This window comes from Burkholderia cepacia, from assembly GCF_001718835.1.
Classification (GTDB): domain Bacteria; phylum Pseudomonadota; class Gammaproteobacteria; order Burkholderiales; family Burkholderiaceae; genus Burkholderia; species Burkholderia cepacia_F.
Window position 1 is genome coordinate 2,728,466 of the sequence record NZ_CP013444.1, and the last position, 12,827, is coordinate 2,741,292.

The 12,827-nt window shown below is 66.3% G+C and carries 7 protein-coding genes and 3 pseudogenes; all 10 read right to left on the bottom strand.

What is annotated here, in order from left to right:
- Positions 1-37 precede the first annotated feature (37 nt).
- On the bottom strand, positions 38-901 hold the full coding sequence (locus WT26_RS32015) for a glycine betaine ABC transporter substrate-binding protein (protein ID WP_059525214.1): 864 nt from the start codon (positions 899-901) through the stop codon (positions 38-40).
- Positions 902-1,017: 116 nt separating this feature from the next.
- Positions 1,018-2,178 (bottom strand): hybrid-cluster NAD(P)-dependent oxidoreductase, encoded by a 1,161-nt coding sequence (locus WT26_RS32020; protein ID WP_069274817.1) that lies wholly within the window; start codon positions 2,176-2,178, stop codon positions 1,018-1,020.
- Between the two features lie 112 nt (positions 2,179-2,290).
- Positions 2,291-3,532, bottom strand: coding sequence for an aromatic ring-hydroxylating oxygenase subunit alpha (locus WT26_RS32025; protein WP_059730759.1), 1,242 nt, complete (start codon positions 3,530-3,532; stop codon positions 2,291-2,293).
- 52 nt (positions 3,533-3,584) lie between these two features.
- Positions 3,585-4,371 (bottom strand): annotated as a pseudogene (locus tag WT26_RS32030) (electron transfer flavoprotein subunit beta/FixA family protein).
- On the bottom strand, positions 4,368-5,537 hold the full coding sequence (locus WT26_RS32035) for an electron transfer flavoprotein subunit alpha/FixB family protein (protein WP_059525207.1): 1,170 nt from the start codon (positions 5,535-5,537) through the stop codon (positions 4,368-4,370). Before WT26_RS32035 ends, WT26_RS32030 begins: the two are co-directional and overlap by 4 nt.
- Positions 5,538-5,540: 3 nt before the next feature.
- A pseudogene (locus WT26_RS32040) lies at positions 5,541-7,468 on the bottom strand ((Fe-S)-binding protein); the annotation flags it as partial.
- Positions 7,469-7,471: 3 nt separating this feature from the next.
- Positions 7,472-9,535: an NADH:flavin oxidoreductase gene (locus WT26_RS32045; protein ID WP_069274818.1), complete on the bottom strand. Its 2,064-nt coding sequence runs from the start codon at positions 9,533-9,535 to the stop codon at positions 7,472-7,474.
- A gap of 68 nt (positions 9,536-9,603) precedes the next feature.
- Positions 9,604-10,139: pseudogene (locus WT26_RS32050) on the bottom strand (DUF5943 domain-containing protein).
- 142 nt (positions 10,140-10,281) lie between these two features.
- Entirely contained in the window at positions 10,282-11,253 is a 972-nt protein-coding gene (locus WT26_RS32055; protein WP_021160631.1) for a dipeptidase, read from the bottom strand.
- Between the two features lie 31 nt (positions 11,254-11,284).
- Positions 11,285-12,559: a serine hydroxymethyltransferase gene (locus WT26_RS32060; RefSeq protein ID WP_048026434.1), complete on the bottom strand. Its 1,275-nt coding sequence runs from the start codon at positions 12,557-12,559 to the stop codon at positions 11,285-11,287.
- Between the last annotated feature and the right edge of the window lie 268 nt (positions 12,560-12,827).

Genomic DNA, 12,827 nt, shown 5'->3' on the forward strand with positions numbered 1-12,827 from the left:
ACTCCCGGAGGTCTTTTTTATGTTTTTTTGCGACGAATTACTGCGCGCCTTCCGTCCACGAATTCACGCGGTCCGCATGCGCTGCAATCCATGCATCGGCAGCCGCTTCCGGCTTCGAGCCGTTCTGGATCGCGAGCATCACGCTGTCGATCTCGCCCGGCTTCCACTGGAATTTTTTCAGGAACGCGACGACCGGCTTGGCCTTGGTTTCGAGCCCCGGATTCACGACGCTGTCGACGTGCTCGGCGCCGCCGAACACCTTCTTCGGATCCTCGAGGAAGCGCAGCTTCCACTTCGCGAACATCCAGTGCGGCGCCCAACCGGTCACGATCACCGGCTTGTTCGCGCCGACCGAGCGCGACAGCTCGGCCGTCATCGCACTGCCCGAACTCGGCATCAGCGTATAGCTCAGGCCGTAGTTCTTGATCGCTTCGTCGGTCTTGCGCATCACGCCCGCGCCCGCATCGATGCCGACGATCCGGCCGCCGAAGCTGCCTTTTTCGGCATTCAGGTCGTCGATGCTCTTCGCCTTCACGTAGTCGGGGACGATCAGGCCGATCTTCGCGTCGGGAAAGTTCGCGCCGAGATCGACGACCTTGGTCTTGTACTCCCCCCAGTACGAACCGTGCGTGACGGGCAGCCACGCGGACAGCGTCGCGTCGAGGTCACCGCGCGCCACGCCTTGCCACATGATCCCGGCCGCCACCGGTACGAGCTGGACCTGGTAACCGAGCTTCTTCTCGATCACGCGCGCCGCGACGTTCGACGTCGCCACGCTGTCGTCCCAGCCTTCGACGTAGCCGATCTTCAGCGTGGGCTTCGTATCGGCGAGCGCCGATGCGCTCAGTGCCACCATCGCCGACAGTGCGCCGGTCCACATCAGTTTTCCGAACAGCTTCATGGTCGATCTCCTTTGAATCGGGCGCGAATGCCCCCATGCCTCTCTAGGTTCTTCAACCACAAATCCGCGGTATCGTTGTTTTCCGACGCGCGCTTGTCCAGTTGCGACGCCGGCGGCTACTTGTCGATCACGAGATCCGACAGCGGCTTGCTGCAGCACAGCAGCACCATCCCCTGGTCGATCTCGCGCTGGCGGATGCCGCCGTTGTGCTTCATCTCAACCTGCCCCGACACGAGCTTCACCTTGCAGGTGCCGCACATGCCCTGCGTGCACGAGGCCGGCAGCCGCACGCCGGACTGGCGTGCCGCATCCAGCACGTGCTGCTCCGAGCCGCATGAAATCTCGCGATTGCTCTTTGCGAAGCTGACGGTGAACTGTGTCGCCGCCTTGTCGCTGCCCGTGCCGTCGCCGTTCGTGGCGGGCGCAAGGTCGGCCGCCAGTTCGTCGCTTGCGGTCTGCGCGAGCGTTTCGAACGAGAAGCTCTCCTCGTGATATTGCTTGCGATCGAAGCCGGCTTCGTCGAGCAGGTCGCGCACGGCCTTCATGTACGGCGCGGGGCCGCAGGTGAAGATCTCGCGCTCCATGAAATCCGGGGCGATCAGCTTCAGCAGCGGCAGCGTCAGGAAGCCCGTGACGCCCGGCCAGTTGGTGCGCGCGCCGACACGCTCGACGACGAACGACGTGCGGAAATTCGTGTGGTTTGACGCGATCAGGTCGAGCTCGCGCGCGAAGATGATGTCGTCCGGCGTGCGTGCGCTGTGCACGAACAGGATGTCGCGATCCTCCGCGAGATCGTGGTGCGCGCGGCTCATCGACATCAGCGGCGTGACGCCCGAGCCCGCCGACAGGAACAGGTACTTGCGCGCCGGATGCCGTGCGCACGTGAATTCGCCGGCCGGGCCGAGCACGCGCACCGGCGCGCCCGGCTGCAGGTTGTCATGCAGCCAGTTCGACACCTTGCCGCCCGGCACGCGCTTCACCGTGATCGACACCGTGTGCGGCCGCGCGGGCGACGACGAGATCGTGTAGCAGCGGTTGATCGTTTCGCCGTCGATGTCGAGTTCGAGCGTGAGGAACTGCCCGGGCTCGAACGAGAACGAGCGGCCCTGCGGCGAACGGAAGAAGAAACTCTTCACGTCGTGCGTTTCCTGCCGCACGTGGCAACACACCAGCGTTTCCTCGACGTCGCTCGTCCAGCGCTCGGGAAGGGCGTTCCAGAACGCCGGGCGCGTCACCCGGCTGTCCGCCGGCTCGAAGTTGGCTGCATCTCGCATCATGTCAGCCTCCGCAGGGCCGCCCCAATGTGGCTGACCGCCGCCTTGGGGGGCAGCGAACGAAGTGAGCGTGGGGGTTGTTTCATCAGTGACTCCGCTTGTACGCTGCTCGATACTATTCGCCGGTTTTTTCGGCGAGCCGGCCGATGTACCAGGCCGAGAATTTTTCGACGAGACCTTCCGTGAACGGCGAATACGGGCCCGGCTCGTACGCGCTGCTGGTCGCGCCGCGCTGCGAGAATTCGACGAGCGCGCGATCCTGGTCGTTGGTTGCGTTCCACACGGCCGTGAGGTTCTTCACGTCGTAGTCGATGCCTTCCTTCGCGTCCTTGTGCACGAGCCACTTCGTGCGCACGAGCGTCTTGCCGGCCGACAGCGGGATCACCGAGAACGTCACGATGTGATCGCTCATGAAGTGGTGCCACGAGTTCGGCTGCGTCCAGAACGACAGCCCGCCGAGGTCGGCCTTGTCGAAGCCGCCGAGCAGCTTCTTCGACGCGACCTTCGCATCGAGCGTCTGCGATTCGCCGTGGCGATCGAGCGGCAGGCGCTGCGTGCGGAAACCCGTCACGTCGAGCAGCTTCTCGATCTCGGCGGACGGCAGGCCCATCTCGGCCCACTCCTTGCCGCGCCGCACGCAGGTTTCCGCAAACGCATCCATGCCTTCGGCGTTGGCGTCGGAACGCTGGTAGCCGAAACCGTATTCGTACAGCGAGATGGTGAGCTCCGGATGGTTCGCGACGCAGTGATAGCACTCGCGGTTGTTCTCCATCGTGAGCTTCCAGTTGCCTTCCTCGATGATGTCGATCTGCGCGGCGATCTTCGTGTTCGGCAGGTCGTGCGGCAGCAGGTACGGCTCCATCTCGGCGCGCAGCTGCGCGAAATCGGCCGGCGGCTCGTCGGCGAGGCAGATGAAGATCAGGCCCGCGAGGTTCTCGACGTGGACCGACTTCAGGCTGTGCTTGCAGCGGTCGAACTTCTCGCCCATGTGCTCGGCGAACATCAGCTGGCCCGTCAGGTTGTAGGTCCAGCTGTGATACGGGCACACGATGTTGCCGACCGAGCCCTTGTCCTCGTTGCACAGGCGCGCGCCGCGGTGACGGCACACGTTGTGGAACGCGCGGATCGCCATGTCGTCGTCGCGCACGATCAGGATCGAATCGCTCCCCAGCTCCACGGTCACGTAGTCGCCCGGCTCGGGAATGTCCGGCTCGATCGCCACCTGGATCCAGTGCTGGCGGAAAATCGCCTCCATGTCGAGCGCGAAGATGTCCTCGCTCGTATAGAACGGCGCTTCGAGGCTGTAACCTTCCTTGCGCCGCTCGATCAATGCACGAATGTCTGCCGATACTTTCATCGTTTGCTCCGGATTCCTTGCATCCCTGGGTTCTTGCCGACAGGCATCAAAATCAGTAGTCGATGAGCTGATGCTCGCGCAAATACGCGAGGATCACTTGTGCTTTTTCGACCGAACTCCCTTCATTTACGACGTTGCCGCCACGGCTTTCGGTCGTCGTCGCGGACAGCATCCGGGCATGCCCGGAGCGCTTCTCGGCGGCGACCAGCTTGACGGGTTTACGCTCGACCGGGCCGACCGTCCACGCGGCCGCGTCGGCGTCCGCGCCGGGCGCCGCGAGCGCGGGCCGGATCGCGCCGGCGCGCAGCCGTGCATACGCATAACGCGGCTCGGCATTCGCGAGCGGATGGACGGCGACGACGGCCGGCAGGGCGGCGTCCACGCGCCGCCGCAGCCCCTTCGGCAAAAATTGCCGGACCGCCGCACGACCGCCCTCGACCGTCACGTCGACGGCCGAGCCGACCAGCGGATAGCCGAGCGCTGCTGCGATGCGGTACGGCAGCATGCCGGTGTCGTACGCGCCCTCGGCGCGCGTGCCGGTCAGCACGAGGTCGTAGCCGTCGATACGCGCGGCGAGTGCATGCACGGCATCGTCGCCATCGCGGCAGGCCAGCACCTCGACCTCCCGTGCGCCGAGCGCGAGATATTCGGCAAGCGCCGCGTTCGCGGGATCGCCCGCATGGATTACGTCGAGCTTCGCGCGATGCCGCTCCGCGAGCTGGCGGCCGGTTTCGAGCGCGGCCGCGTCGTTGCGGCTGTAGCGCGCGAACGCCGCTGACCGGATGACGGCCGACGGACACGAGCACCGCGATGCGTTGCAAGGGGCGGGGGGCGTTCATGCGGCGACTCCTTCCGGTTCACGGGTGCCGACCGCGGCCGGCGATTCGCCACGCGCGGCGCGCGCGGCCTGCACCTGTTCGATCAGCGCGGCGATCGTCGCCTGCGCATCGCCCACCACCGTCAGGTTCGCGCGCTTCGCGATCGGCGCGCTGCCGTCGAGGTTCACCGCGATCACGTGGCGGCAGTCCTTGATCCCCTGCAGGTGCTGCACCGCGCCCGAGATCCCGAACGCGATGTATACGCTCGCCTCGACCGTCTTGCCGGTCGCGCCGACCTGCTTGTCGCGCGTGAAGTGACCGTTGTCGACCGCAACGCGGCTCGCGCCGATCGCCGCGCCGAACACGCCGGCCAGCCGCTCGAACGCGCCGATGTCGGATACGCCGTTGCCGGCCGACACGATGAAATCGGCTTCCTCGAGCGCGACCTGGGCCGCGTCGATTTCGTCGAGGCCGAGATCGCGATACGGCTGCGCGGCGTCGTGCGCCGGGCGGATGAAGTCGGCGGCGAGACGCTCGCCCGCGCCGACGAACGGCAGCTTAGCGTCGACCGCGTTCTGCGCGAGCAGGATCACGTCGGGCAGCGCACGGGTGGCAAAGGCGCGCCCGGCCTGCGCATACGCGCCGACATGCTTCGCGTCGATCTCGACGACGTGGGTCGCGACGCTCGCGCCGGCCGCTGCCGCGTAGCGCCGGCCGAGATCGCCGTCGCCCGTCGCGTTGTCGGGCACGAACACGTGTTTCGGCGCGAGTGCGGCCACGCAGGCCTGCAATGCTTGCAGTTCGCTTTCAGGATCGAACGTGCGGCGATCGAAGGCGGTCAACTCGAGCAGCTTGTCGACGCCCAGTTCGGCCACGTCGTCCTTCAGTTCGCCGAACGCGAGCAGCGCGACTTCGGTCTGCGCGTCGGCGAGCAATGCGGCGGCGGCGATCGCCTGCCGCGAATGATCGTCGAGCGCGCCGCGTTCACCGTGCGCGACCACCAGCATCACGTGCTTCGGATCCTGCACCGCGCGGCGCGGCTTCGCGGCCGCCGCGCCATGACCATGCGCGGACCAGTGCGCGGCGCTCGCATCGGCGCTGCCTTCCTCGCCGAGCGTGATGCGCTTCAGGCCGGCGGCCGTGATGATGAACGGCCGGCGCGGATCGATTCGTTTGATCGTGTTCATCGATTCCAGCGAGGCGGCGACGAGTTCGGCCACGTCGAGCACGTCGGGGCGCGGGCCCACGACGCCTTCGAGCATCGCCGTGCAGTTCGGGCAGGCAACCGCGACCACGTCCGCGCCGATCGTGCGCGCGTCGGCGATGCGGATGTCGGGAATGCGCTGCTTGCCGGGGATGTCGGTCAGCGGCGCACCGCCGCCACCGCCGCAGCAGCGTCCGCGCATGCCGTTGCGCTCCATCTCGACGACCTGGATGCCGATCGTCTTCAGCAGCTTGCGCGGCGCTTCCGTCTCGCCGTTGTAGCGGCCGAGATAGCACGGGTCGTGATACGTGGTGCGCTTGTCCTGCAGCGCCTCGACGGCCTTCGGCGCGATCTTGCCGCTGTCGGCCAGTTCGGCGAGATACGTCGTGTGATGCTTGACCGTCACACGCAGCCCGAGCGCACGGTATTCGTTGCGCAGGCTGTGCATCACGTGCGGGTCGGCCGTCACGATCTGCTTGTACGACAGCGTGCCGAGCGTGCCGATCAGGCGCTTCGCCATCTGCTGGAACGTCGCTTCGTCGCCGAGCCGGCGTGCGACGTCGCCCGTGTCGGTTTCGGTCGAGAGCCGAGCACCGCGTAGTCGACGCCCGCCTTGTTCAGTACCTTCACGAACGCGCGCAGCGTGCGCTGGTAGCGCATGTCGAATGCGCCTTCGCCCGCGACGAACAGCACGTCGACCGGCTTGCCGGGCTGCGCGACGGGCGCGCTCAGGTCGACCGACCAGTCGTAGCGCGCGGCCGTGTCGTAGCCGCCCATCGTGCCCGTCTCGCGCAGGTTCGCGAGCACTTCCTGGCCCTTGCCCGGCACCGTGCCGTGCACGAGCGTGCGGTTGCGGCGCATGTCGACGATCGCATCGACGTGCTCGATCAGCATCGGACATTCCTGCACGCACGCGCGGCAGGTCGTGCACGACCACAGCGTCTGCTCCTCGATCAGGCCCGACACGATCGGGCCGTTCGGCTCGCCGCGATGCTGGCCGACCGCGAGGCCCGGCGACGGGCTGCCCGCGTATGCCGCATCGGTGCCGCCCGCCATCCCGACGACGAGATCCTGGATCAGCTTCTTCGGGTTCAGCGGCTGGCCCGACGCGAACGCGGGGCACGCGGCTTCGCACTTGCCGCACTGCACACATGCATCGAAGCTCAGCAGCTGGTTCCAGCGGAATTCGACCGGCTTCTCGACGCCGTACTCCTGATGCTCGATGTCCGGCAGCTTCAGCGCGGTCGGCGGCGTGGCCGTGCCGTTGCCCGTGAACGATTCGCGGGTGGCCGCGAAGCGTTCCTGGCGCGGGTGGAACGCGAGGTGCAGCAGGCCGGCGATCGCATGCTTCATCGGGCCGCCCTTCGCGGCGCCGACCGTCATCGTGAATGCGCCGATGCCGATCAGCAGCGCGCAGAGCACCGCGAACGCGCCCGACATCGCACCGGTCGGCACCAGCATGAACAGCACGAGGCCGAGCGCGAACGAGCCGAGCAGCCAGGGCAGCGTATTCCACGGGCCTTTCGACAACCGTGCGGGCACGTCCTCCTTCGCCGCGCGCCGGCGCCACACGAACACCGCACCGACCAGCATCGCGAGCGCCGCGAGGAAGATCAGCTTGTCGAGCCACGGCGAGTAGATCGCGAGGCCGTAGTTGATGAACACCAGCGCGAGCGCGCCGATCGCGCCGCCGGCCGTCGCGACGTGGGTCTTCGCGATGTACGGATCGCGGGCGACCACGTGGTGCAGGTCGACGAAATAACGTTTCGGAATCGCGAACAGGTTCGCGACGCCGAACGCGCCGGGCGCCGTGGCGCGGCCGAGCCGCCAGTAGGACGAGCGCTTCGCGACCGCGAACGCGAGCCCCGCCACCGACAGCCACAACAGGGCGGTAATGAGGAAGGACGGGTTCATCTTTTAGAAATCCTTCACGAGACGCAGCGAGTCGTAGATCGCACCGTGGACGTTGTGCATCGAGATGCAGTCGCCGACACGGAACAGCAGGAAACGGCCGTTGCCGAGTTCTTCCGACAGGCACGGCTGCGGCTCGGCCGCGAACAGCGTGTGCGGATCGATCTGGCCGCGGTTCACCGATTCCGGCTTGAGCTTCCAGTACAGTTCGTCGTTCGGCGACGAACCGTTCTCGATCACCACCTGGTCGACCGCGCGCTCCTCCAGTTCTTCCGTGTACTCGTTGCGCAGCACGGCGATCAGCTTGCCGTCCTCTTCATAGACGCGATCGAGCATCGTGTTCGGCGTCGGGATCACGCCGAACGCATACAGGCGGCGATAGAAGATCGGGAACGTCGTGCCGCCGCAGTCGTCGGCGACCTTCACGTCCGGCGTGACGACCTCGACCTTCGAGCCGCGGCTCGCCATGAAGTCGGCCACGCCCGCGCCGGCATGCGTGCTCACGCCGTCGAACAGCAGCACGTTCTGCTTAGGCTCGACCTTGCCGGTCAGGATGTCCCACGAGCTGACGGCGAGGCCCTCGGCCACGCCCCAGCCCGGCACCTGCCACGTGAAGCTCGACCCGCCCGTCGCGAGCACGACGATGTCCGGCTTCTCGGCCATGATCGTCTTCTCGTCGGCGGCCACGCCGAGGCGGCGATCGACGCCGAGGCGCTTCGTTTCCATGTCGAACCAGCGGATGATCCCCGACATCTGTTCGCGCTGCGGCGCCTTCGCGGCGATCATCACCTGGCCGCCCACTTCGGCGTTCTTCTCGAACAGCACGACGTCGTGGCCGCGCAGCTTCGCGACGCGTGCGGCCTCGAGGCCCGCCGGGCCCGCGCCGACCACCACGACCTTGCGCTTCGGGCCGCGCGACTTCTCGATGATGTGCGGCATCGTCGCTTCGCGCGACGTCGCCGCGTTCTGGATGCACAGCACGTCGAGGCCGTTGTACTGGCGGTCGATGCAGTAGTTCGCGCCGACGCACTGCTTGATTTCGTCTTCGCGACCGTCGCGGATCTTGATCACCATGTGCGGATCGGCGATCTGCGCGCGCGTCATGCCGACCAGGTCGATCATGCCGGTCGCGAGCAGGCGCTCGGCCTGGCCTGCGTCGCGGATGCTCTGCGCGTGCATCACCGGAATCTTCACGACCGACTTGATACCGGCCGCGAGGTGCACGAACGGCTCCGGCGGCAGCGCCATCGGCGGCATGCAGTTGGCGATCGTGTTGTGCGTATCGCCGCCCGAGCCGACCACGCTCAGGTAGTCGATCAGGCCCGTCTCCGACATCGCCTGCGCGATTTCCTTCAGCGCTTCGTGATCGAGGCCGTCCTCGTGGAATTCGTCGCCGCACATGCGCAGGCCGACGCAGAAATCCTTGCCGACCGCCTCGCGCACGGCCGTCAGCACCTCGATGCCGAAGCGCAGGCGGTTCTCCAGGCTGCCGCCCCATTCGTCGGTGCGGTGGTTCGAACGCTTGCTCCAGAACTGGTCGATCAGGTGCTGGTGGGCGGCCGAAATCTCGATGCCGTCCATGCCCGCGGCCTGCACGCGCTTCGCGGCCGCCGCGAAATCGCCGATGATGCGGCGGATTTCCTCGATCTCGATGATCTTCGCGTTGCCGCGGTGCACGGGTTCGCGCACGCCCGACGGCGACATCAGGTGCGGCCAGTGCTCGCCGTGGAACGACGAGCGGCGGCCCATGTGCGTCGCCTGGATCATGATCTTCGCGCCGTGCTTGTGCATCGTGTCGGCAAGGCGCGTGAGCGGATCGATGATCTTGTCGGTCGACAGGTTCACCGATTTCCACCAGCCCTGCGGGCTGTCGATCGACACCGGGCTCGACCCGCCACAGATCGCGAGGCCGACGCCACCCTTCGCCTTCTCTTCGTAATAGCGGATATAGCGGTCGCCCGGCAGGCCGCCCGGCTCGGCATACACCTCCGCATGCGCGGTGCTGACGATCCGGTTGCGCAGCGTCAGCTGGTTCAGCTGCATGGGTTTGAACAGGTGGGGATAACGCATCGCTGGCGACCTCTGGCGTTCGAATGTCTCGTGTTGCGGGTGTTGTTCTGTAGCGGTGAATCAGTGCATCAGTGCGCGATCGGCGACACTTCGAAGACGCAGTGGTCGTGATGCTCGGCCGCGCACTGCACTTCCTTCGATTGCGCACGCGGTGCGCCCTTGCCTTCCGGCGTCGTGTCGTTGACCCAGTCCATCGCGCCGGCGAACCAGCCCGCGAACATGTAGCAGAGCTTGCCTTCCTTGCCCGGCTGCTGGAGCACGAACGACGAGTGGCGCAGCTCGATCTTCGCGCGCGCGCGCCGGCCGGATCGGCCTCGATGATCGAGAACAGGCCCCAGCCGCGCTGCGACAGGCGCTTCAGGTAGTGCTCGAACACGGCCATGCCGGTCAGGCCGTGCAGCCTGGCTTCCTTGTCGCACCAGTGGTAAGCGGACTTGTAGCCGGCCTTGTAGAGAATTTCGGCATACGCTTCGACGCCGAGCGCTTCCTCGACCGCGACGTGGTTGTTCGTGAAGAAGTGACGCGGCACGTACAGCATCGGCAGCGCGTCGGTGGTCCAGACGCCGGTATCGGGATCGACGTTGATCGGCAGTTGCGGTTGCATCGTGGTGACTCCGTGAGGAAATTGGCCGCGCGGCTCGGCGCGCAGGCGCGACATCGTCCGCGCGCCCGCGCGGCTTGCGCGGGCACGTCCCGATTCTTGTTGTTGAGTTGCTGCGGGTGAGGCGGTGCGGCGTGCGCGGCGCTTACGCGCCCCACACGTCCTTGAACACGCGCACCCAGTTCTCGCCCATGATCTTGCGGATGCGCGACTCCTTCCAGCCGTGGCGTTCCATCGCGGCGGTCAGGTTCGGGAATTCGCCGATCGTGCGGATGCCGTCCGGGTTGATCACCTTGCCGAAATTCGTCAGCTGGCGATAGCGGCCCTTGTCATGCGTCAGCATGTCGAAGAATTCCTTCGCATAGTCCTGCGTGAAATCCGTGCCGATGCCGACCGCGTCCTCGCCGATCAGGTTCACGACGTAGTCGATCGCCTCGATGTAGTCGTCGATGTTCGCCTCGATCCCGCGCTTCAGGAACGGCGCGAACATCGTCACGCCGACGAAGCCGCCCGCGTCGGCGATCTCCTTCAGCTGTTCGTCGCTCTTGTTGCGCGGGTGCTCCTTCAGGCCCGACGGCAGGCAGTGCGAATAGCACACCGGCTTCTTCGAGAACGCGATCGCTTCCGACGACGTGTTGCCGCCCACGTGCGACAGGTCGACCATGATGCCGACGCGGTTCATCTCGGTGATCACTTCGCGGCCGAAGTCCGACAGGCCGCCGTCACGCTCGTAGCAACCGGTGCCGACCAGGTTCTGCGTGTTGTAGCAGAGCTGCACGACGCGTACGCCCATGTCGGCGAACGCCTCGATGTAGCCGATGTTGTCCTCGAACGCATGCGCGTTCTGGAAACCGAGGATCACGCCGGTCTTGTCTTCCTTCTTCGCGCGGAAGATGTCTTCCGTCGTGCGCACCAGCGTCAGAAGCTCGCTGTTGTCGCGGATCTTCTTCTTCATCACGCCGATGTTGTCGACGGTCTTCGTGAAGTTCTCCCAGACCGACACCGTGCAGTTCGCGGCCGTGATGCCGCCACGGCGCATGTCTTCGAACACCGGCTTCTCGAACTTCGAGATGTTCAGACCGTCGATGATGATGCTGTCTTGATGCAGCGTGCTCATGAGTGGCTCCAGTATTGTCGGGTCGGTCGGATCAGTAGATCGGGAAGCGTTCGCACAACGCGAAGATCTCGCGGCGCACGCGCTGTTCGGTGGCGTGGTCGCCTTCCGGGTTCGCGCGCAGCGCGTCGAACACTTCCAGGATCAGGCGGCCCACCTCGCGGAATTCCGCGACGCCGAAGCCGCGCGTCGTGCCGGCCGGCGTGCCGAGGCGGATGCCCGACGTGACGGTCGGCTTCTCGGTGTCGAACGGAATGCCGTTCTTGTTGCAGGTGATGCCCGCGCGCTCCAGCGCCTGTTCGACCGGCGCGCCCTTCAGGCCCTTCGGGCGCAGGTCGACCAGCAGCAGGTGGTTGTCGGTGCCGCCGGTGACGAGATCGACGCCGCCTGCCTTCAGCACTTCGCCGAGTGCCTGCGCGTTCGCGAGCACGTTGTCGATGTAGGTCTTGAAGTCCGCATGCAGCACTTCGCCGAACGCCACCGCCTTGCCGGCGATCACGTGCATCAGCGGGCCGCCCTGCAGGCCGGGGAACACGGCCGAGTTGATCTTCTTCGCGATGTCCTCGTCGTTGGTCAGCACGAAGCCGCCGCGCGGGCCGCGCAGCGTCTTGTGGGTGGTCGACGTGACGACGTGCGCATGCTCGACCGGGTTCGCGTGGCGGCCCGCGGCGATCACGCCGGCGATGTGCGCCATGTCGACCATCAGCTTCGCGCCGACGCTGTCGGCGATCGCGCGGAAGCGCGCGAAGTCGAGCGCGCGCGGGTACGCCGAGAAGCCGGCGATGATCAGGTTCGGCTTGTGTTCGTGCGCGAGCGCTTCGACCTGGTCGTAGTCGATCAGCATCGTGTCGCGGTTCACGCCGTACTGGACCGCGTTGAACCACTTGCCCGACAGCGCCGGCTTCGCGCCGTGCGTCAGGTGGCCGCCCGCGTCCAGCGACATGCCGAGCACCGTGTCGCCCGGCTTGGCCAGCGCGAGCATCACCGAACCGTTCGCCTGCGCGCCCGAGTGCGGCTGCACGTTCGCGTAGCCGGCATTGAAGATCTGCTTGACGCGCTCGATCGCCAGCGCCTCGACTTCGTCCGCGAACTCGCAGCCGCCGTAGTAGCGCTTGCCGGGATAGCCTTCCGCGTACTTGTTGGTCAGCACCGAACCCTGCGCCTCGAGCACGGCACGCGACACGATGTTTTCCGACGCGATCAGCTCGACCTGCGACTGCTGACGCTCGAGTTCCTTCAGGATGGCGCTGCGCACCGGCGCGTCGCGCTCGGCAAGGGACTGCGAGAAGAAAGGCTGGGTGTTCGACATAGTGCGTCCGTGACGAAGAATAGTGGGCGGCAATCAATGCTTGAGGCCCGCCGTGCCTGGGTTTCCCGCTCGTCCCGTACAAGGCTGCCGACGGCTCTATTCTTGTCGTTCGGATTTTCGGCGGATTGATGAATTTAGACGCGTTCTTTGCCTTTTCCGCCATCCGCGTCCGTTTTATACAAGTGACCGGTCGTGCTTTTTCGGATCGCCAAGCAGCGCCGCCGCAGCGCGGCAACGGCCGGCAGGCACTGCCGCGGTGCCGCCGCCG